This is a genomic window from Vibrio sp. GJ43-1, from assembly GCF_055808835.1.
Genome location: NZ_CM147884.1, coordinates 2,885,799 through 2,907,883 on the forward strand (window position 1 = coordinate 2,885,799; position 22,085 = coordinate 2,907,883).

19 protein-coding genes and 5 pseudogenes are annotated in these 22,085 nt (G+C 44.2%); 8 read left to right on the plus strand and 16 right to left on the minus strand.

Annotated features, from left to right (window positions below; translation table 11 throughout):
- The first annotated feature begins 571 nt into the window (after window positions 1-571).
- The 3 genes and pseudogenes from AC0L66_RS13800 to AC0L66_RS13810 all read left to right on the plus strand — a co-directional run bounded on the left by AC0L66_RS13800 (window position 572) and on the right by AC0L66_RS13810 (window position 2,598).
- Window positions 572-2,044, plus strand: a pseudogene (locus AC0L66_RS13800) (aminoacyl-histidine dipeptidase).
- A gap of 148 nt (window positions 2,045-2,192) precedes the next feature.
- Window positions 2,193-2,396, plus strand: a complete 204-nt coding sequence (locus tag AC0L66_RS13805) for a YaeP family protein (protein WP_265675802.1) — start codon at window positions 2,193-2,195, stop codon at window positions 2,394-2,396.
- A 10-nt stretch (window positions 2,397-2,406) separates the two neighbouring features.
- On the plus strand, window positions 2,407-2,598 hold the full coding sequence (locus AC0L66_RS13810; protein ID WP_473567702.1) for a DUF4250 domain-containing protein: 192 nt from the start codon (window positions 2,407-2,409) through the stop codon (window positions 2,596-2,598).
- 117 nt (window positions 2,599-2,715) lie between these two features.
- Here the strand turns inward: AC0L66_RS13810 and AC0L66_RS13815 are convergent, their stop codons facing one another.
- The 13 genes and pseudogenes from AC0L66_RS13815 to bolA form a co-directional block, all read right to left on the minus strand.
- Complete coding sequence (locus AC0L66_RS13815) at window positions 2,716-4,095, minus strand: sodium-dependent transporter (RefSeq protein ID WP_265675804.1); 1,380 nt, start codon at window positions 4,093-4,095, stop codon at window positions 2,716-2,718.
- A 248-nt stretch (window positions 4,096-4,343) separates the two neighbouring features.
- A complete protein-coding gene (locus AC0L66_RS13820; protein ID WP_390902939.1) occupies window positions 4,344-5,093 on the minus strand; it encodes a YggN family protein in 750 nt (249 codons plus the stop codon).
- 48 nt (window positions 5,094-5,141) lie between these two features.
- Window positions 5,142-5,618, minus strand: a complete 477-nt coding sequence (locus AC0L66_RS13825) for a transcription elongation factor (RefSeq protein WP_265675805.1) — start codon at window positions 5,616-5,618, stop codon at window positions 5,142-5,144.
- 1 nt (window position 5,619) lies between these two features.
- Complete coding sequence (gene dinB, locus AC0L66_RS13830) at window positions 5,620-6,690, minus strand: DNA polymerase IV (RefSeq protein WP_265675806.1); 1,071 nt, start codon at window positions 6,688-6,690, stop codon at window positions 5,620-5,622.
- Between the two features lie 114 nt (window positions 6,691-6,804).
- Window positions 6,805-7,038 carry a (Na+)-NQR maturation NqrM gene (gene nqrM / locus AC0L66_RS13835; protein ID WP_265675807.1) on the minus strand — a complete coding sequence of 78 codons (234 nt, stop codon included), beginning with the start codon at window positions 7,036-7,038 and terminating at the stop codon, window positions 6,805-6,807.
- Between the two features lie 12 nt (window positions 7,039-7,050).
- Window positions 7,051-8,049, minus strand: a complete 999-nt coding sequence (locus tag AC0L66_RS13840) for an FAD:protein FMN transferase (protein ID WP_473569269.1) — start codon at window positions 8,047-8,049, stop codon at window positions 7,051-7,053.
- Window positions 8,050-8,214: 165 nt separating this feature from the next.
- Window positions 8,215-9,441 (minus strand): NADH:ubiquinone reductase (Na(+)-transporting) subunit F, encoded by a 1,227-nt coding sequence (nqrF, locus tag AC0L66_RS13845; RefSeq protein ID WP_473567705.1) that lies wholly within the window; start codon window positions 9,439-9,441, stop codon window positions 8,215-8,217.
- A 35-nt stretch (window positions 9,442-9,476) separates the two neighbouring features.
- Window positions 9,477-10,073: an NADH:ubiquinone reductase (Na(+)-transporting) subunit E gene (gene nqrE, locus AC0L66_RS13850; RefSeq protein WP_265675809.1), complete on the minus strand. Its 597-nt coding sequence runs from the start codon at window positions 10,071-10,073 to the stop codon at window positions 9,477-9,479.
- A gap of 7 nt (window positions 10,074-10,080) precedes the next feature.
- Window positions 10,081-10,714: pseudogene (locus AC0L66_RS13855) on the minus strand (NADH:ubiquinone reductase (Na(+)-transporting) subunit D).
- Window positions 10,714-11,481: a Na(+)-translocating NADH-quinone reductase subunit C gene (locus AC0L66_RS13860; RefSeq protein WP_473567706.1), complete on the minus strand. Its 768-nt coding sequence runs from the start codon at window positions 11,479-11,481 to the stop codon at window positions 10,714-10,716. The pseudogene AC0L66_RS13855 and the gene AC0L66_RS13860 overlap by 1 nt, the downstream one beginning before the upstream one ends.
- Entirely contained in the window at window positions 11,471-12,712 is a 1,242-nt protein-coding gene (locus AC0L66_RS13865; protein WP_265675811.1) for an NADH:ubiquinone reductase (Na(+)-transporting) subunit B, read from the minus strand. Before AC0L66_RS13865 ends, AC0L66_RS13860 begins: the two co-directional genes overlap by 11 nt.
- A gap of 3 nt (window positions 12,713-12,715) precedes the next feature.
- Window positions 12,716-14,057: pseudogene (locus tag AC0L66_RS13870) on the minus strand (Na(+)-translocating NADH-quinone reductase subunit A).
- 511 nt (window positions 14,058-14,568) lie between these two features.
- Window positions 14,569-14,879: pseudogene (gene bolA, locus AC0L66_RS13875) on the minus strand (transcriptional regulator BolA).
- A gap of 149 nt (window positions 14,880-15,028) precedes the next feature.
- Between bolA and AC0L66_RS13880 the strand changes: the two are divergent.
- The 4 genes and pseudogenes from AC0L66_RS13880 to AC0L66_RS13895 all read left to right on the plus strand — a co-directional run bounded on the left by AC0L66_RS13880 (window position 15,029) and on the right by AC0L66_RS13895 (window position 18,840).
- Window positions 15,029-16,158: pseudogene (locus tag AC0L66_RS13880) on the plus strand (methyltransferase).
- Between the two features lie 152 nt (window positions 16,159-16,310).
- Window positions 16,311-16,880 (plus strand): YajG family lipoprotein, encoded by a 570-nt coding sequence (locus AC0L66_RS13885; protein WP_265675815.1) that lies wholly within the window; start codon window positions 16,311-16,313, stop codon window positions 16,878-16,880.
- Complete coding sequence (locus AC0L66_RS13890; protein WP_265675816.1) at window positions 16,880-17,425, plus strand: peptidylprolyl isomerase; 546 nt, start codon at window positions 16,880-16,882, stop codon at window positions 17,423-17,425. The genes AC0L66_RS13885 and AC0L66_RS13890 overlap by 1 nt, the downstream gene beginning before the upstream one ends.
- Window positions 17,426-17,493: 68 nt before the next feature.
- Entirely contained in the window at window positions 17,494-18,840 is a 1,347-nt protein-coding gene (locus AC0L66_RS13895) for an AmpG family muropeptide MFS transporter (protein WP_265675868.1), read from the plus strand.
- A gap of 128 nt (window positions 18,841-18,968) precedes the next feature.
- Here the strand turns inward: AC0L66_RS13895 and AC0L66_RS13900 are convergent, their stop codons facing one another.
- The 3 genes from AC0L66_RS13900 to AC0L66_RS13910 form a co-directional block, all read right to left on the minus strand.
- Window positions 18,969-19,661, minus strand: a complete 693-nt coding sequence (locus tag AC0L66_RS13900) for a ChrR family anti-sigma-E factor (RefSeq protein ID WP_265675817.1) — start codon at window positions 19,659-19,661, stop codon at window positions 18,969-18,971.
- A gap of 1 nt (window position 19,662) precedes the next feature.
- Window positions 19,663-20,241, minus strand: coding sequence for a sigma-70 family RNA polymerase sigma factor (locus AC0L66_RS13905; protein ID WP_265675818.1), 579 nt, complete (start codon window positions 20,239-20,241; stop codon window positions 19,663-19,665).
- A 124-nt stretch (window positions 20,242-20,365) separates the two neighbouring features.
- On the minus strand, window positions 20,366-20,956 hold the full coding sequence (locus AC0L66_RS13910; RefSeq protein ID WP_473567709.1) for an LON peptidase substrate-binding domain-containing protein: 591 nt from the start codon (window positions 20,954-20,956) through the stop codon (window positions 20,366-20,368).
- A gap of 311 nt (window positions 20,957-21,267) precedes the next feature.
- Here AC0L66_RS13910 and AC0L66_RS13915 point away from each other — a divergent pair, with 311 nt between their 5' ends.
- A complete protein-coding gene (locus AC0L66_RS13915; protein WP_265675820.1) occupies window positions 21,268-22,053 on the plus strand; it encodes an outer membrane protein OmpK in 786 nt (261 codons plus the stop codon).
- Window positions 22,054-22,085 lie beyond the last annotated feature (32 nt).

Sequence of the window (22,085 nt, forward strand, 5' to 3'; positions counted from 1 at the left end):
GTAACCAGCAATAATTTCTAAAATATAGGGGTATAAACTTTATTATCTACCGAAGTAGACGCTGTAGGCGAAGTCTTGTGTGTATACATTTTTACTTGTCCAAAACATCGCGCTTGCTAAACCTTTCATAAATATCACCTTAAACAATACAACTTAATTTAAATGTTGAATCTCGGTTCCTTGGAGGCGATAACTCGGGTTCAATCCTTGAACGGGTGTGTTGAACTTAATCAACTGACCAAAAGAATACCATACTGATGATTAATTACAATACATATCGTGATTTAAATCACATTTAATTGATAGATCTGTATACAAACGAACTATTCTGAAAGTTTATTACATAAATTAGATCGATAGATATCAAAAGGAAGCAAAATGGGTTGTTCGCCCTCGAGACTGCACACTTTCTTTACATCAACATCAAACTACTTATCTATGACTACTCCCTGTTTACAACTAATGGTATCCTTTGCCCATCTTTAATTCGCTAGAAAACCAGAGAATCACAATGACATTTGTGCTTTCTTAGGAATAACTATCTAGCAAAGTCGCTACAAAGGAGAGATCTGTGTCTGAATTCCACTCTGAGATCAGCAAGTTGTCACCAAGCCCGGTTTGGCAGTTTTTCGATAAAATTTGTTCGATTCCTCACCCATCAAAGCATGAAGAAGCGCTCGCGCAAACCATCATCCAGTGGGCTCAAGAGCAAAACCTTGACGTTAGGCGCGATAACACTCGGTAACGTATTCATTAAAAAGCCCGCGACAGTCGGTATGGAACACAAAAAAGGTGTCGTGCTTCAAGCGCACATCGATATGGTTCCTCAAAAAAATGAAGATACGGATCACGACTTTACTCAAGATCCAATTCAGCCATACATCGATGGCGAATGGGTGACAGCCAAAGGCACGACACTTGGTGCAGATAATGGTATGGGCATGGCGGCGTGCCTTGCAGTGCTGGCGTCAAACGACATTAAACACGGTCCACTCGAAGTATTACTAACTATCGATGAAGAAGCTGGTATGACCGTAGCGCATTTGGTCTTGAAGCCGGTTGGTTAGAAGGTGAGATCCTGCTCAATACCGACTCTGAGCAAGAAGGCGAAGTCTACATGGGCTGTGCGGGTGGTATCGACGGTTCAATCCAATTTGATATCGCGCGTGAAGCGGCGCCCACCGGTTATGTGGCTCGCCAGCTGATCTTAAAAGGTCTAAAAGGTGGTCACTCCGGTTGTGACATTCATACTGGACGTGGTAATGCCAATAAGCTGCTTGCGCGTTTTCTTGCTGGTCACGCCAAAGAGTTAGATGCTCGCTTGATCGAGTTCCGTGGTGGTAGCCTGCGCAATGCTATCCCACGTGAAGGTTTTGTCTCCCTTGCGGTACCAGAAGAAAAGGTTGCTAAGCTTGAATCGCTATTTGCTCAGTACACCACTCTACTACAGCAAGAGCTTGCGGCTATTGAAACGGGTTTAGTGACGTTTAATGAAGCGACTGAATTAACTGAAGTATTTGAAGTACAGTCACAAGCTCGCTTTATTGCTGCGCTTAATGCTTGCCCTAACGGTGTGATTCGCATGAGTGATGACATTGAAGGCGTGGTAGAAACATCACTAAATGTTGGTGTTATCACCACAGAACAAAACACTGTGACGGTATTATGCCTGATTCGTTCATTGATTGATTCTGGTCGCTCTCAAGTAGAAGGCATGTTGACGTCTGTTGCTGAACTGGCTAGTGCCAATATCGAATTCTCTGGCGCTTACCCTGGCTGGAAGCCAGATCCGGATTCAGCCATTATGGCGATATTCCGTGATATGTACGAAGGTATCTACGGGCATAAACCAAACATCATGGTCATTCATGCAGGGCTTGAGTGTGGTCTATTCAAAGAACCGTATCCGAATATGGACATGGTCTCGTTTGGTCCAACGATTAAATTCCCTCACTCTCCTGATGAGAAAGTGAAAATTGACACGGTTGCGCTATTCTGGGAACAGATGGTTGCACTGCTTGAAGCCATTCCGGCAAAGGCTTAATTCCCCAAACATATTGAATTAAGTGACTAGCTTTTAAGCCGACGTTTTCAAAACGTCGGCTTTTTTGTTTTAGGTCAATCCGGAATTTTGTTTTTTCCCAATAGCCTGTGTATATTGAGATGAATTATCATTTATAAGAGAATGAAACATGCAAGTATATGGTTGCTGTGAGAGAGTCAGAGAGCTTTACGCACAAATAGGCAGTGGCGATCAAGCCTATATCCCTAAGGCCATCTCGTGTGCAGTACGAGCGTTAAACGATATTGCCGCCGATGATTCGTTACCGCAAGACGTGAGAGAAAAAGCCGCCTTTGCTGCTGCTAACTTATTAATCTCTGACTTCGATGATTAGAAGGTAGCACATGAACCTAGCCAGCTTTGCTACCATGGATACTGTCATGTTGATGAGTATTATCAATATGACGCTGCGTGACGACTTTAACGGAAGTCTTGACGAGCTCTGCGCAACGCATGATTTAGATAAGCAAGCGTTAATAGATAAATTATCGCAAGCAGGTTTTGATTATCTCGCAGAGATCGGACAGTTTAGATAACCATTTTGACGGTTTAGATAACCATGCGGCTATCTTAGATTAAAACGTAAATAAGAATAATGCCGACGATAATCGTCGGCATTACTTAATCAATCCGCTTCGCGCACTAACATTTTTTTAGCCGAATGAGGCCCATATTACCGTCGCAACCAATACCGGACAGACAAACTTCACGTAAAGTGGCCATACTTTACCAAACCAGCCAAGCTGAAAATCAGGGCACCCTTGCTCTAGCTCTTTCACTTTACTCGCCCGGCTCCACACCCAGCCACCGAAAATACAGAACATTAGCGCGGCAATTGGCTGCAGGTACTGGGTAGCTATCATCGCCACCAATCCAAATAATTCGCCAAAATTGAACACGATAAAAATACTGAATGCGGCGATCAACGCTCCCAGCACCCAGCTGGTTTTCTTCCTACCCGTGTTTAATCGCTCATCTACCAAGGCAACCGGACATTCAAGCATAGAGATGGACGATGTTAACGCTGCGATAGTCAGCAGTAAAAAGAAAACGACAGAGAATACTAAGCCCAATAACCCTAAGGACTCAAACATTAACGGTAATACTGTAAACACCAAGGTATCTGAGCTGATAAGTGAGCCATCTTCCGCGTAGATTTGCACGCCTTTTTGCATCGCAACAAACATCGCAGGCATCACCACTAGTCCAGCAATAAAAGCCACTGATGTATCCACTAAGGTCACATTCATTGCCATTTTCGGCAGATCTTCTTTCTTAGAAAGGTAAGAGCCGTAAATCAGCATGGAACAACCACCAATAGTCAAAGAAAAGAAGCCCTGCCCCATTGCAGCCAAAATCAACTTTCTATCCCAAACTTTTTCAAAATTCGGAACTAAATAGTGTTTAAGCCCTTCCATCGCACCTTGTTGCATCATGATGTAGACAAACAATAGAGCAAATAAAATAAACAAGGATGGCATAAGTCGAGTTGACCACTTTTCAATGCCCTGTTTCACACCGCCTTGTACAATTAAGATAGTCAGCAGATAAAATGCAATCGTACCAAACACATTACGTCCGACACTGAACCCTTTAAACCAATCAGCAAGCGACGCGTAACCAACAATTTCTAAGACCGCGCCAATCAAAAAGCAGATTAACCAGCCGCCAACAATGGAGTAAAACGCCAATACAGCGCAAGGTACAGCAAGACCTATCCAACCGACACAAGCACCCAGCTTTTTGGCAATAGGGTTGGCAGAAAGCGAACGCATGCTATCGACTGGGTTCGCTTGTCCATGACGCCCTATCGCCATTTCCACGACGAGCATTGGAAACGCCACGACAAGAATCATCACAAGATAAACAAGAAGGAACGCACCTCCGCCATTACTGGCAACTTGCGTTGGAAAACCCCAAATGTTGCCTAGACCAACAGCAGCCCCTGCTGCCGCAAGAATGAAACCGAGTTTTGAACCAAAATGCTCACGGGGTGTTGCGGCAGTCGCCGACGAAGAAGTTGTATTATTCACTATTGATTAGTCATTGCGTACTAGTTGGCTGATACAGTAATTCAATTGCTCTAGTAAAGCAATATTAAGCAGTGTAATAAACTAATAGATTGGTAAACTAATTTGTACATCTTCTATTCTAGGTAAGTAAACCCAAATAACGTAGCTAACGCGATGTGAACGTAGTGGCGAGAACCTACCAATGAAAATGCCATCCAAGCCGAGCACTGCCAGCTTGGATGTCGAAAACGAATCCGCTTTATAGACCGTTAAATAGTGAAGACTTGATAGTCTTTCAACTGAGGAATTTTTTTCTGTAGCTCTTGCTCTTCCGTCGCCACATCGTTAAGAGAGTCGCAGTAATCTTCAGCTTGCTCCTTGATCACTTCGGATTGGTTGTTCATTGTCTCAGCAAGTCGTGTTTTAAGCTCATCCATTTGCTCTGAAAGTGCCGTCAGGTTTAACCCACCTTCTTGCTGCATTTTCTCTTGCAACGCGGTGAACGCGCTACTAAAAAACTCTTTGTTGAACACTTCTTTCGCTTTCTCATAATCCTGCTGCCAGTTGTTAGTAAACGAACTGAACGCCTCAGACTTCAAAACAAAGCTGCCGTCTTGGTGGTAGCGAGATTCGATATCTTTAAAAAACTCGGACAACGCGGTCTTGACGCTATCAAAAGCTGCCGAATTATCGAAGCTTGCAGAAACATCATCAATAAGGTCATTCGTTAGCGCTAAGCCGTTCTCAGCCAGTGCTTTAGCTTGAGGAACATACTTGTTCATATTTTCCCGATAGCTTGCTAGCGCTTCTTGTTGAAGCCTATCGAGCGCCACTTTCTCACCATTGATAAACAATTCATTATTGTCGTCAATTAGCACCTTCGAGCCTTCAGCCTTGACGATTTCGACTTGTTTGCCGTCAAGGTGCACTTCATTCTTGATATCAAGCTTACACTGCTCATAAGCCAAAGACGCTGTCGATAGTAACGACAACCCTACCCCAAACAACAAGTGCTTCAATTTACTCATCATGGCCAATTCCTTCACATTCCTAATGACTTTACACGCTCAAACAATATTCACAATAACATGATGGGTCACACGCTCTCCAACTTGTAAGGCTATCTCATCATCTAACAGTCTTCCAACTAACGCGCGTCCTAATGGCGACTCTGGAGTCACAACTCTTATCCCTTCGGCAACGATTGACACGCCACCACCGCAAGGTAACAGTAGATAACGACTTAGGACTTCTTGGTCGTCTTCCAACTCAACCATAGCGGATAAACCAACTGGAGTGTCGTGATCGAATGTACGAATAACCAAATGTCTTAGCGTTGCTATGTCTTTCTTTATTGCTTCTAATCGCATTGCCTGCCCATGAGCAAGATACGCTGCTTCGAGTGCAAGCGTGTCATATTTATTGTCTGGTATGGTTTCCTCATTGGTCGCAGCATCCACGGTCTGCTCCATTGCAGACAATAGCGTAGTGATTTTTTGTTCCAACTCAACAATGACCTGTTGGACAACGGCGGCTTTATTCATTTCATTCCTCAAACATGGACAATTGACGCGCGCTTTCTAGCGGCTCTAAGATAACGTTCAATCCCAATAATCTAATTTCTCGTCCTTGCTGTCGTTCCAAAATTTCCCGCAATAGCGCCTTGAAATAAGGTAAATCGAGCTGATTGTGGACATGTTCAATCGTTGTTTGCTTAAAGTCGGCAAACTTCACTTTAACACCTTGCTTAATCACATTTCTCGCGGGCTTTGCTCGATGCAACCTTGCCTCAAGTTCGGGGTAAAGCTTTTCTTCAATGACCTGCCAGCATTGCTCAAAACTCACGATATTTTGGCTGAAGGTGCGCTCTACTCCAATAGACTTGCGCTCCCTTTCTACCACGACTTCCCGCTCATCAATACCATGACTTTTCTTCCATAGCGATGCCCCCAAACGGCCAAAGCGCACGATCAGATCTCGGTAGTCACTGTTTCTCACATCTAAACAAGTATACAGGCCCGCCCGATTTAATTTATCTAGACTCACTTTTCCTACACCAGGAATTTTGCCTAAGTCTAAACCATCAATAATTCCCTGGACCTCGTCGGGTGATATGACAAATTGCCCATTAGGCTTATTGAGATCGGACGCAATTTTGGCTAAAAACTTAAGCGGTGCCACGCCAGCCGATGCGGTTAAATTCAGTTCTTGTTCAATATCATGTCGAATACTTTGTGCTATCAACGTGGCAGAGTTTTGGTGCAACTGACAATCCGTGACATCTAAGTATGCTTCATCCAGAGATAACGGCTCTATCAGAGAAGTGTAACGCGAAAAAATGGTACGAATATGCTGCGAAGCTTGCTTGTAGACCTCCATTCTCCCCGGAACAAGAAGTAAATGAGGACATAACTTAACGGCTTGCGCAGAGGGCATCGCTGAACGGATACCAAATTTTCTCGCCTCATAGTTACAGGTGCTGATCACCCCTCTTTGCCGCTCGTTCCCGCCGACAGCTAGTGGTTTACCTTGATAGTAAGGGTTGTCCCTCATCTCTACCGCGGCGAAAAAACAGTCCATATCAACATGAATAAACTTACGGATCGGATCAGACACAAACGCACCATACTGGTTATACATACAGCTTAAGTATACGCAATTTTTACACCGCTAACACGCAAAAAAGCCAGAGCGAGGCCCTGGCTTTTTAATGTGATTGAATTCATCTTTTTAGGCGATGCGATCTTTTTCCCAAGCGGCCAGCTTTTCAGCTCGAACTTTCGCTTTTGCTTCGCGTTTTTTACGTGCATCACAAGGCTCTGGGCAATTACAAACTTTATCAATGCCTACAGCACCTAAACCACCACAACTACCTTTCACGACTTTCTTTTGAAAAATGTAGCCAACAGACATTGCAGCAATAACCGCAAGAAACACACCAAATGTAACTAAAAACGTACTCATTTTGTCCACCTCTTACTGATTAAGGTAAGGCTTAAAGGCCTCTGATGCAATTTCTTTATATCCATCGTCGGTCTTCACCACAATGAAAGCAGGGATCTGGTTTTCGTCCGCAATTTTTAGTGCTTTGTCTTCACCTAGCACCATTAATCCTGTCGCAAGGCCATCCGCTGTCATTGATGACTTATCTAAAATAGTCACTGACACCACTTTATTATGAATAGGCTTACCCGTTGCAGGATCGATAATGTGAGAATAACGCACACCGTCTTTCTCAAAATAATTGCGATAATCACCAGACGTCGCAATAGCCATGTCACCTGGCTCAATGATTTCTTGGATATTACGTTCGTCAGTTGACGGCTTTTCAATCGCGATACGCCATTTCACGCTTTCACGATTCACGCCTTTCAAACGCATTTCACCACCAACTTCAACCATATAGTCATCAATGCCAACGCTCTCGAGGTACTCAGCGACCACATCAACACCCCAACCTTTGGCTATTGTTGAAAGATCAACATACAGACTTCTTAGGTCTTTGCGCAGCGTTTCATCCGTGGCCGATAGATGAGCGATACCCGTTTGTGCTTTACGCTGAGCAAGCTCTTCATCTGTCGGTACAATTTCCGGCCTTGCCTCTGGGCCAAAGCCCCATAAGTTCACTAACGGCCCTACCGTGACGTCTAAAGCACCTAATGTTAGCTCATTGAGTCGAATGGCTTCATTCACCACAATCGCTGTCTGCTTAGAGACGGGAAAAGGTTCTGTCCCGTAATAACGGTTAAACCAGCTCAGCTCTGAATCTTGTCGGTAAGTCGACATTTGATCGTTGACTTCCTCTAGCAGGTCATTGATCTCTGCCTGGATATTTTCCGGCTTCGGCGTGTTCTCTTTCACTATGTACTTCACATTATAGAGCGTTCCCATTGTAGGGCCACTCAAATGAATTTGTTCACGACTGCCGCCACAAGCGGACAAAACTATTAAAGCCATAAGGCTTACGATAATCATTCTCAAGCGTTTAGCTAGATGAAACATACTTTTACTCACCTACCGAATTTAAAAACATTCTGCTTATCAGTCTTTTATAAGAACAGATAACCACGAATATTCTTACATTCTAAAAATAAAATGGCTGACTCACATGAGCCAGCCATGATCATACATTACCTAAACTTAACCACCGAAGTCATCAAGTAGGATGTTTTCATCTTCAACACCAAGATCTTTCAGCATGCCGATAACAGCAGCGTTCATCATTGGTGGACCACACATATAGTACTCACAATCTTCAGGCGCTTCATGGTCCTTCAGGTAGTTTTCATACAATACGTTATGGATAAAGCCGGTGTAACCATCCCAGTTATCTTCTGGCATTGGATCAGACAGAGCACAATGCCATACGAAGTTTTCATTCTCTGCCGCTAGGCCGTCAAAATCATCTACGTAGAACATTTCACGCTTAGAACGTGCACCATACCAGTAAGACATCTTACGCTTCGACTGAAGACGTAACAGTTGGTCAAAGATATGTGAACGCATTGGCGCCATACCTGCACCACCACCGATGAAGACCATTTCATTGTCCGTTTCTTTAGCGAAGAACTCACCAAATGGACCTGAAATTGTACATTTATCACCGACTTTAAGTGACCAAATATAAGACGACATCACACCAGGTGCTACGTCTGGGTTATTTGGCGGTGGAGTCGCGATACGTACGTTAAGCTTGATGATGCCTTTCTCTTCTGGGTATGAAGCCATTGAGTAAGCACGAATCGAATGCTCTTTTACGATAGACTCGTAACGGAATAAGTTAAACTTGTCCCAATCTTCACGATATTCCTCAGGAATATCATAATCCGCATATTTAATGTGGTGAGGTTCAGCTTCAATCTGAATATAACCACCAGCACGGAATGGTACTTCTTCCCCTTCAGGGATTGCCAGCGCCAATTCTTTGATGAAGGTTGCTTCGTTATCGTTTGAGATAACGGTACATTCCCACTTTTTAACACCAAAGATTTCTTCTGGAAGCTCAATGTCCATATCCGTTTTCACGGCAACTTGACATGCTAAACGCTCACCTTCGCGGGCTTCGCCTTTAGAAATGTGGTCAAGCTCAGTTGGTAGAATATCGCCACCGCCTGATTTTACTTTTACGCGACACTGACCACATGAGCCACCGCCACCACAAGCAGAGGAAACAAAGATGCCTTTACCCGCCATCGCACCGAGTAATTTGTCACCTGGAGAAGTTGTGAAGCTCTTCTCTGGATCACCGTTAACGGAGATAGTTACGTCACCTGTTGGTACCAACTTTGATTTAGCAAATAAGATTACTAATACCAAAGCCAATACGATCAAGGTAAACATCACTACACCAAGGATAATAACTTGCATTGACTATTCCTTAAAATTTGTGTCGTTTACCCGACCTACAGTTGAACACCAGAGAACGACATGAAGCCAAGAGCCATCAGACCAACCGTGATAAACGTGATACCAAGACCACGCAAACCTGGAGGTACATCTGAATACTTCATTTTCTCACGAATACCCGCTAACGCTACGATAGCTAGCATCCAACCAATACCTGAACCAAAGCCATAAACCACAGACTCGGCAAAGTTATAATCACGTTGAACCATGAACGATACACCACCAAAAATCGCACAGTTAACTGTGATCAATGGTAGGAAAATACCCAGAGCGTTGTACAACGGTGGGAAGAATCGATCGAGGATCATTTCTAGGATTTGAACCAGCGCTGCGATTACACCGATAAACGTAATGAAGTTCAAAAAGCTAAGGTCAACACCTGCAACTAAAGCGTTCTCTTTCAACACGTAGGTATAAACAAGGTTGTTCACTGGCACAGCAATGGTCAATACCACGACAACCGCAACACCAAGACCAAACGACGTTTTCACTTTCTTAGACACGGCTAAGAAAGTACACATTCCCAAGAAGAATGATAACGCCATGTTTTCGATGAAGATCGATTTAACAAGTAGACTAATATAATGTTCCATTTCGACCTTACTCCTTCGCTTCTACTTGTTCTGGTTTAAGGATACGGATAGCCCAAATCATAAAACCAATTAAGAAGAATGCTGATGGTGCTAGAAGCATCAGACCATTTGGTTGATACCAGCCACCGTTAGATACCAGTGGAAGTACTTCAACACCAAACAGTTTGCCAGAACCTAATAGTTCACGGAAAAATGCAACTGTCATCAGTACAAAACCATAGCCAAGACCATTACCAATACCATCGATGAATGACGGCAGTGGCGCTGATTTCATTGCAAACGCTTCCGCACGACCCATTACGATACAGTTCGTAATGATCAAGCTTACAAATACTGAAAGCTGCTTAGAAATATCGTAAAGATACGCTTTCAAGATTTGGTCAACAACGATTACCAAAGAGGCGATGATCGCCATTTGTACGATGATACGCACACTGTTTGGCATATGGTTACGAATAAGCGAAACGAACAAGTTAGACAAGGCAGTAACGAAAATCACCGCCAATGTCATTACAAATGCTGTTTCTAATTTCGTCGTTACGGCGAGTGCAGAACACACACCTAGAACTTGAAGTGCAATCGGGTTGTTATCCAACATACGGTGCAAACAGGCTCTTTTTCATTTCTTTAGCATCAGACATTAGTTCAGACCTCCGTCACGAACCTTCGCTAGGAAAGGACCAAAGCCCATATCACCTAACCAAAAGTCAAATGTGTTTTGAACGCCGTTACTTGTCAACGTGGCACCAGATAGGCCATCTACGCCATGCTCTGAACCAGCAGGAGCACCACCTTTCACCACTTTGATAGCTGGCTTATGGTTTTCATCAAATAGCTTCTTACCAACAAACTGATCACGCCAAGTTGGGTTTTCAACTTCGCCACCCAGTCCTGGAGTTTCACCTTGCTCGTAGTAAGTAATACCGTTCACTGTGTTACCGTCAGTTTGTACCGCGACAAACGCGTACATCATTGACCATAGACCATTACCATGAATAGGTAGAATAAAGCTCGTTACCTTACCGTCTTGCTTAACAAGATAAATAGTACCCACGTTAGCACGACGAATGATCTTCGCTTTATCTTGTTCCGCCGTTAAACGGATAGATTCTGATGGTACTTTTGACGCTTTACGTTGGTCGTAAGTTGCCGCATCACCGTCAACAAACTCACCAGTATCAAAATCAACCAAGCGAGGTTCGATGTACTCAGCAAACAGCTCAGGGACCGTGCCCTCAGCTTGAATACCAGCAACGTCAACAATTTTACTTTGTTTATCTAGAACCGCATTAGCTTGCTGCTTATCACGTAGACCAACAGCCGCTGTTGATACAACGATTGAGCACACTAAGCTCAATGCGATAACAACAAACAGCGTTTTTTTAATGCTATCGTTATTACTTGCCATAGCGCGCTAGTCTCCGTTTGATGTTTTTCTCAATAACCACGTGGTCAAACAGAGGGGCAAACAAGTTGGCGAATAGGATCGCTAACATCATACCTTCTGGATACGCTGGGTTAACCACACGAATCATGACACACATCGCGCCAATCAAAATACCGTATCCCCACTTACCTTTGTCGGTAAATGATGCAGATACAGGATCCGTGGCCATGAAGAACATACCGAATGCGAAGCCACCCAAGACTAGGTGCCAGTGCCAAGGCATTGCAAACATAGCGTTAGTGTCAGAGCCGACAACATTGAACAAGGTTGCAACGGCAATCATACCGATCATCACACCAGCGATAATACGCCATGATGCAATGCCCATGTAAACAATCATTGCCGCACCGATCATCAGCGCAAGTGTCGACACTTCACCGATGGAACCTGGAATGTTACCGATGAACGCGTCCATCCAAGTGATCGTTTGACCAGTAATGTTGTTCAGTAGTGCGCCTTCGCCGCCTTGTGCCCATTGGCTCAGTGCCGTAGCACCAGAGAAACCATCAGCCGCTACCCAAACTACGTCACCCGAGATTTGCGCTGGGTAAGCAAAGAATAGGAATGCACGACCTGCCAAAGCTGGGTTTAGGAAGTTACGACCTGTACCACCAAAGATTTCTTTTGCAACCACAACACCAAAGGTAATACCTAATGCAGCTTGCCAAAGAGGAAGTGTTGGCGGAACAATCAAAGCAAACAAGATAGATGTTACGAAGAAGCCTTCGTTAACTTCATGTTTGCGCACCATACAGAACAACACTTCCCAGAAACCACCAACAATAAATACCGTTGCGTAGATTGGTAGGAAGTAGGTGGCGCCAAGTAGCATCTTGCTGCCCCAACCTGCGTCGGCCCCTAAGGTGCCGCCAATAGCTTGAGTTAGCCAGTAATGCCAGTTGCCATCAATCATTGCTGCAAGCTCTGCGCCAGCATACATATGATTTAGAGCCATGACCGCTTGGTTACCCGCGTTGTACATCCCCCAGAACACTGCAGGGAATACCGCAAACCAAACCATGATCATGATACGCTTCAAGTCGACGCTATCGCGAACGTGCGAGCTGCGCTGTGTCACCAAGCCTGGTGTGTAGAACAACGTCGCCGCTGCTTCATACAAAGCAAACCACTTCTCGTGTTTGCCACCTGGCTCAAAGTGATGCTCGATATCCTCAAGGAATTTCTTAAGCATGAATTACCCTTCCTTCTCAATTTTGTCTAGGCACTCACGTAGGAGTTGACCATATTCGTACTTACCTGGACAAACAAAGGTACATAGCGCCAAATCTTCTTCATCTAGCTCTAGAGCACCAAGGCGCTGTGCGCTGTCGATATCGCCAGCACATAAATCGCGAAGAAGTAACGTTGGTTCCATATCTAAAGGCAATACTTTTTCGTAGTTGCCGATAGGTACCATTGCACGGTCACTACCATTCGTTGTCGTTGTCATGTTGAACAACTGACCTTTAAACACATGGCTTAAGAATGAACGAGTAATAGAGAACTTGTTTTTACCCGGTACAGCCCAACCAAACAGTTCTTTTTCACGACCTTCGCGCAAAACAGACACTTGTTGGTGATAGCGACCTAGATAAGCATGAGCGCCTTTAGCATGTGTACCAGAGAGTACTGAACCAGAAATCACTCGAACTTCTCCTGGCATCAACTCGTTATCCGTGACGTCTTCTAGGCTAGCCCCTAGCTGTGTACGGATTAAACGAGGATTGTTCACCACAGGACCAGCAAGAGAGATAACACGATCAGTGAAAACTTCATAGAGTAGTAAAAAGCTTACCAAACGCGATGACGTCTTGATAATTAATGCTCCATGCTACCGTTTCCGCATTAACTGGGTAAAGGTGATGCATGTGAGTGCCCACGAGACCTGCAGGGTGCAGACCGTCGAAAACGTGCTCTTCTACATTAGACTGAGTTGAACGAGGAAGGCTCGTGCCTTTCTTGCACACATATACCTTGCCATCTGTCAATTTAGAGAGAAGGTCAAGGCCAGCAACGAATGCTTCTTTGTGTTCGTTGATGATCAATTCAGGTTCAGCCGCTAACGGATTGGTATCCATGGCGGTGACGAAAATCGCCTGAGTTGTTGAATCAATCGCGGGTACCTTGCTAAACGGTCGAGTACGTAAAGCTGTCCACATTCCAGAGGCAACAAGCTGGTTTGTGATCGTCGCGCGATCAAGCCCTGCTAGTTGGTCTGCTGTGTAACTGTCGAACGTCACTTGGTCGTTGCCACTTACTTCAATCACTACAGATTGAAGTACGCGCTTTTCACCACGGTTAACTTCGATAACTTTACCGCTTGCTGGTGAAGTAAACATAACGCCTGGGTTCTTTTTGTCTTCAAAAATAACCTGACCTTTCTTTACTTCATCGCCTACACGAGCATGCATTGTTGGACGCATACCCACGTACTCTTCGCCAAGCAAGGCGACTTTAGTGATGGACTTACCATCATTAATCACCTGGGATGGAGTTCCTGCGATAGGAAGGTCCAAACCCTTTTTTATTGTAATCATACGCACTTGCACTACTTTTATCGGGAAAAAGATTCTTTTTATTGCGTAACATTTAGACACGACATTGAGGTGTCTCGCCTCGGCGTTTCAAACACCAAGACAGCAACATCACATTAACAATCTCACTGTTAAATCACTGCGAGATTTGTCTGGTGCGATAGTTTAACATCTTTTGCAAAGTGGATGCCATGATGAATCCCTGCAATAGCCTTATTATTTCGAAAGTTTTGCTATTGCAGCGCTTATCAATATTGATAACTTTGACGCATCGCACAAAGCGCTATTAAGTCTATTAAAATTAAGCAGTTAATTTATTCACAAAATGAAACAATTGCACTTAAAACGTCTTTACTCAAAAACATGTTGACACACTGTTAAGAAAATACCCATTAAGGGCTAGATTCATGAGAGACGAGCTGGCTTTCATTAACAAAGCCAATACCAGCAGTAAAAAATGTTATTCATTGCAGAATCGACAGGTTTGGCTGTCAAAAAATGTCACTATTTGCCACTATTTGCCACCACCAGCGCAGTCTGGGCTATTTGGAGACTGCTGATTTTTGTCATTCCACTCTTGAGGGGTATAAGTGTGAATGGCAAGAGCATGAATCATGCTTAGGCTAACTCTTCTGCTAGAACTGTATTTATTTTACGATGGCGAGCGATCAATCGATCGCCTAAGAATGCATCACTAACGACAACAACCTTAAAGTGGCTCTCAGAACCCGGTGGGACGTTATGCATATAACTTTCATTGAGTACATCTAGAAAAGTGGGTTCAAACGCTAGATGAAGTTTCTGCTCGATGGTTTGTTGAATCATCTTACTTCCTTAAGCAGGGTTATTATTATGACATTGTCGGTAAAGTATATCCTTTACTTAATCAATAATCTTCCTTTAAACCGCATTCTCTTTGGCTATTGGCGCGAGTTTTTGTCAAAATACAGCGATAATCACTAAATATCATCATTATGAAAACTGAACTTTCCTTGCTCAACCGCACACTTGAACTGTATCGCTATCCAAAGCTTAGTCACGATAAGCTCCAAGCATGGGACGCAGGAGATGAATATTTAATCACTCATGTTGAAGAACAGAACTTCAACCGTGGCCAACATATTTTAGTGCTTAATGACAATTTCGGCGCATTGAGTTGTTGGTTATCATCTCAACATGTGGTGACGACCGTTAGTGACTCCTTTATTTCCCAGCAAGGTATACACGCCAACCTTGCTCACAATCATTGCGCCTCGGTGAATGTGATTTCCTCCGTTGAGAACTGGCCAAACCATGTCGATTTGGTCATTATGCAAATACCGCGCAATAACCGCTATCTTACTTGGCAACTCAGTCAAATTCGTGCTTTGTACGGTGATAGCTGTCAGGTGATTGCGGTGAATAAGGCCAAGGAAATTCATAGTTCAACACTGAAATTGTTTGAAAAGCACCTCGGCCACACAACCACCTCCCTAGCATGGAAGAAACATCGCTTAGTCTTTAGTCAGGGGGACCAGCCAAACCCACCTCATGTAGAGCCGTATACCACTTGGCGGGTTGAAGAAGAGGCGATGACACTGTCAAACTTGCCCAACGTGTATTCAGGGGAAAGTCTCGACCTTGGCGCTCGCTTTTTTTACCGCACCTACCAGGCCATGCAAAGTACCACGATATTATTGATTTAGGCTGTGGTAATGGCGTCTTGTCGGTCAAGCTCAGACAACTCAATCCAGATGCGACAATTACCTCGGTTGATGAGAGCTATATGGCGGTTGAATCAGCAAAAAATAATATTTTGTTGAATCATTTATCCAATGAGAAAGCACGATTCGTTGCCAACAATTGCCTCGACGGTTTCAGCGCACAAACGCAAGATCTTGTGGTCTGTAACCCTCCATTTCATCAACAGCAAGCCATCACGGATCATATCGCATGGCAAATGTTCTGTGACGCAAAGCATGTTCTTCGGACTGGTGGCGAGTTATTAGTTATCGGAAACCGCCACCTAGGCTACGATAAAAAACTAGAGAAATTGTTTGGTAAGCGGCAGGTCAAACTTGTCGCGACTAATGCTAAATTTGTTATTTTACAGGCGACTAAGTAAAGTTATCGTCATAGTTAGTGAATACGCTAACGACACTATATGTTATCAGATAGAATTACGTTATCAGATAGAGTTTCGTCAGTGCGCACAACCTTATATGGCGCTGACAAGTGCTGACTCATCGCATTGATGAGTGTGAAAAGGAATTAGGAATGAAAAAGCTCGTTTTAGCCGCAACCATCGTCTTACTCGCTGGTTGTGCAAGCCCAAAACAAGAACAAATCAATTTTGCCCCACAAGCCGCCACTAGCGCTGCAAAAATTGTTGAAGGCAAAACCATGTCACTTTCCAGCCAAGATGTGCGTACTGCGCAATATGTGGCGTTAATGGATAATGGCCGCGCCAATATCACGCCTATTCACACACGACAAAATGTTCGTATTGGCATTGAGAACGCATTGGTGCAGCAATTTTCATCTCAAGGCTATAAAGTCACTGTGAATAGCCCAAATACCGTAAAAGTAGAAATTCAAGAAGCCCTCGTCTCCGTCAAACACACTGTTATGGAAAATGACATGGCTGCCAACGTCGTTGTAGAGCTAACGGTTGAAAACAGCAAAGGTAAATTGGTCAAAACCTATACGGGTAAAGCGACACGTTCAGGGCTAATGAGCGCATCAAACGATGATATTGAAACCGTCCTCAACGATACTGTAAACCTGGTACTAAAAGAAATATCGAACGACGCTGAACTGGTTGATTACATGAAGGAACGTTTCTAATGATGAGAACTCTAATTTCAACACTGGCTTTAATGTCTGCCACGGTTTTTGCAGCACCAACCGTACAGGTTGACACCAATATCGGCTCTTTCACCGTTGAGCTAAATGAAGAAAAAGCGCCAGTGAGCGTCGCCAACTTCCTACGCTACGTTGACGATGGCAGTTACGTAAATAGTCAATTTCATCGCGTTATTCCTGGTTTTATGGCTCAAGGTGGCGGCTTTGATGAGAAATTTAATCGACTACCTGTCAATAAAGCGATTCAAAATGAAGCCGCAAATGGCCTTGATAATGACATAGCGACCATTGCCATGGCTCGTACCCAAGACCCAGATTCTGCAACGCGTCAGTTTTTTATCAACTATGCCGACAATGATTTTCTCAATTACAGCGTATCCAACCCCGGCTATGCCGTATTTGGCAAAGTAACCGAAGGGTTTGATGTGGTGAAAAAAATGTCTCAAAAACCAACCCGCACGGTGCGCGGCATGCGTGATGTACCAATGGATCCCATTATCATTACCAAGATTGAACGCCTTCCATAAACCAACCAACAGAGAGAGTTCGCTCTCTCTTTTCTTTTTAGGTGAGGAGCACCTCTGTGGAACAGAAAATGACATGGCAAGATACAATCAGAAGTTACTGGGATAAGCGCCTACTTTGGGTATTTATGCTTGGCTGTTCAAGTGGTTTCCCATGGGTACTCATTGGCTCTAACATGTCGGGGTGGCTAAAGGATGCAGGGCTGACTCGAACCGCAATTGGTTACTTTGGCTCGGTCTTTGCTGTGTACGCCATTAATTTTTTATGGGCGCCCCTTGTCGACCGTGTACGACTGCCTCTGCTATATCGTACTCTTGGACAACGACGCAGCTGGATCTTTTTATGCCAGTCTTTAATGCTAGTGTGTACATTACTGATTGCGGGTGTTAATCCCGCAGAAAACTTAATGCTCACCTCGCTATTGGCGTTAGGTATTGCGATAGCCTCTTCTACTCAAGACATTGCCGTCGACGCCTTTAGAATAGATACGTTCCCTAAATCTCAATCCAATAAGCTGCCTCAAGCCTCTGCGATGGCGGTCATTGGTTGGTGGACAGGATACTCTCTTCCTGGTTATCTGGCATTCGTCAATGCCGATAGTATGGGTTGGAATGGCGTGTATTATGGCATGGCTATTATTGTCGGTGTCCTCATGATGTTTACCTTGCTGGTCGGTGAACCCAAAACCGATCGAGACGCACTGCAAGCGCAAGCGGAGCAGCGCCATCAGAAGGTGGTCGACAATAAAGTCCTCGCTTGGCTCAGTGTGACCGTCATCGAGCCCTTTCTTGATTTCTTCCGCAGCAACGGCGTAAGAGTGGCGGCAACCCTGCTACTATTTGTCTTCCTATTCAAGATTGGTGAAGCCTTTTTGGGCAGAATGTCCATTCCGTTCTACAAGGAAATTGGCTTTAGTAACGAACAGATCGGCTATTACTCCAAGCTAATTGGTTGGGGAGCCACCATTGCCTTCACTCTGCTCGGCAGTATGTTCAATGTCCGATTTGGCATCGTCAAAGGCCTAATGATTGGCGGAATTGCCATGAGCGCCAGTAACCTTATGTTTGCTTGGATTGCTCAAGTAGGACCAAACGAGCATCTTTTCTTAGCGACGATCATCGTCGATAACTTTACGACCGCCTTCTCCACCGTCGCGTTTGTCTCGTTCTTGACTATTTTGACCGGGCAAGCTTTCTCTGCAACTCAATACGCCCTGTTAGCATCGCTAGGGAACTTTGGACGAACGACATTGGCGTCCTTTAGTGGTGAACTGGTCGATATGCTCAATGATTGGAGTCTATTCTTTATTATCACCTCACTGATGGTTATACCAAGTCTGATCATGCTCTACTCGCTAAGGCATTATTTTAATGACTTGCTGACCAAAGCTAAAGAAAGGGACCGCGCACCAAAGTAGTTTGCGAAAGAACGACTAACGGATATAAACAAAAATCCCCCTCTGCCTACCGCATAGGGGGATTTTTATTCATCACCTTTCAATGACTAGTGAGTGATTGGATACTTACCCGCACCAAGCTTCCCCCTTTAAGGGTACATTCCCTTGCCAAAGCGATTGAATATCCTTGCAACACCCTGAGTAAATACCAATGGTTGCGTCAGGATCGACAAACATAAACAATCTTGTCCTTGCATCGTTTTGGGCGCATGTTTCGTGTCTTCGTTTTCTTCAAGATAATCGCCCTGACTATAACAACCCGACTCGTCACTAAAAGCACCGTGGAGTACCAAAGTCGACTCCAGCCCTTTGTGAGTATGCTGAGGGACTTGAACACCTTCAGTGATGTACAGCAAACTCACTCTATAATCTTCACCTAAATCTATATTTGAAGTGAACACCTTACCGCCATAGCTACGCCACTCCCCCATTCTTTCAACGATAGGTTTTAGTGGTGCGGGCACTGAGAATTCTTTCCCGTTGACCGTGACTTTCGCTGCCTGTCTAGAACGAGGCATGGAAAAGTCCATATCCAACGACATAATATCTTCTAGCATATTATCAAATACACGCTGCATTTCTTGCTCGGAAGTATCGCCAGCCTCAATCTTGTCCACCTTCATCTGCTGCAACAAATTTGCTTCAAGTTGTTCAAGCTCATTTACTCTGTTGCTACAACGGCTGCAAGATTCTAGGTGAGACGCGATAGCAACGCCTCTGGCCGTATCGATTTCACCATTGGCATAGAGCGCAAGTAAAGTATCATCTGGATGGTAAGCCATATCAATGCTCCTCCATAGAGAGTCGTAATTTTTCCACGGCAAGTCGCAAACGAGACTTCACGGTGCCAAGAGGAATGTCGTACATGTCTGCCACTTCTTGATGAGGCAAATCTTGCAGATATACCGCCCTAACCACATCCCTTTGGGGTTTGGGCAAGTTATCAAGAAAATGAATAATCTGCTCTTTCAGCCTGTCTGTTTCTGGCGAATAATGGTCGACAAAATCGGGTGGACAATAATCCGTCGGCCAAATGTCATCAGCGCGCACGTGTAATTCTTTGCCTTTCTGCTTGCGCAACATATCAAAGCACAGATTTCGAGTAATCGTGTATATCCATGTTGATACTGCACTTTTGTGAGCGTCGAATAAGTGTGCCTTTTGCCAAACGGCAGCCATCGCTTCTTGCACAATTTCAATGGCGACCTGCTCGTTACTGATATAACGGAAAGCAAATTGCTTTAATCTTGGGGAGTAATAATGAAAAAGCATGGCGTAGGCGTGTTTGTCTCGCGACTTAATCTTAGCCATACACTCATTCCACTCTTGCTTACTAAGTGTTTCTGATTCGTCTGCAATCATACACAAAATCCTAGGTTAGCTTCATTACGTCACTAGTACAGTGTACGCACGGTTTAGAACATGGATCACAATAATATTAATTTATTACTTTCATCACTCAATCAGCATTTTGAGTTGTCACTTATTAGGTTTGGTCTAGTAAACCTTGCTTGATAATAGCGCGTTCTATGAAGCTCAGCATTGCGTCACAGTTGGGCTGCGCCACTAACTGCTCAAACTCTTGGCAAGACACAGGCAAGACTTCTAACCATCTTTGGCTAACCCACGTTGCATCGTCATAAAAGCAATGCAAATAGAGTGACTCCAGCATAGGGAAGGCTTTAAAAACTTCTTGTAATCGTTCACCAATAAACTCTTGTTCTCGACTTAACGTTTGAGGTTGCCATGATGGTAACCAATCTACGTTAGCCACGCGTAAACCATCGTACTCGCTCTCTACACTATCAACTAAGAAACGTTTAATGCCCGAGACAGTTATACCCAATATGTCGCCTTCCAATACCTCAAAGTCGACAATACTCACGAATGTCCCAATCTGCGTAATATTGCTGGGTGGGCGCCCTGAACCTTCGTCAATCAAACACATCCCAAAGCCAGAACTCTGTTTCAAACACTCCGCCACCATTCGCTTGTAGCGCGGTTCGAAGATTCGTAGTTTCATTTTCCCCTCGGGTAGCACAATGGAACCCAGTGGAAATAACATTATTTGAGACATTCAAGCTCCTTATCGATAAGCACAGCGTTTTTACGCTGCTATCAGGAGATTCGATCATTGCACAAAATATTGTTACCAACTTTAACAATATTGTTAACGGAAGGATGCCCAATATTGGTTGATTTGTATGCAATTCATAAAAGTTCCCTTAAACCTTCAATAAATGTGATAGCACTCTCAATATTTAGCAACCGTTTGCGACGTTGCACATTTACTTTGGGACACAAATCGCTATCATGCGTCCCCATCGGATGAGTTCGCACGGAAAGCGACCAATTTTCAGTTCAACTTTAAAAAGAGTAGATCTCATTATGCGTAAATCACTTTTAGCTCTTGGCGTTGTTGCAGCAGTGGCATCAGTTCCAGCTTCAGCAGAATATCTATACGGTTTTGGTGGTGTTTATCTTGACCACCAAAGCTGGGATCACGGTCCTAACTCAATTGAAGATGGCAACGATGGTCGTGGTCGTAACCAATTCGTTCTAGGTATCGAAGGTGGTGCAGGCTTCACTTGGGGTGAGCTATACGGTTTCTACGATCGTGAAAGTGTTGAAAAGAGCTCATCTGAGCAAAAGAACTCTATTAAAGGTTCTGCGCACGTTTACCTTGGTGACTCAGGTGTATCTCTTTACGGTCAGGTTTATCACCACGATAACCCTCATCAAAGCGAAACTAACCGCGTATTAGGTCTTGGTTATACAGCGCTACAAGGTGATAACTGGTTCTTCAAACCATGGGTTGGTGTTCATGACATCACATCTTGGGACAGCTTTTCACCTAACCAAAATGTTAACGGCAACAACGGCTACATGGCTGGTTGGACAGCACGCTACGGCTTTAACGCATTCGGTCAAAACTTCTCGTTTGTAAACTGGAACGAAATCGAGTTCGATCGCAACGATGAATACGCTCAAAACCAAGGCGGTAAAAACGGCTTGAACGGTGCACTACTATTCAACTGGCACGCGACTGAAAATATCACCGCTGCGATCCAGTACCGTTACTTCCGCAACAAACTAGGTGTTTACGGTTCTTCTGGTGCTAACCAACAGCATTACGGTGATGCAATTATCTACCGTATGCAATACAACTTCTAATGTCTATTCAGTAGAAGAAGTTAGAAAAAATG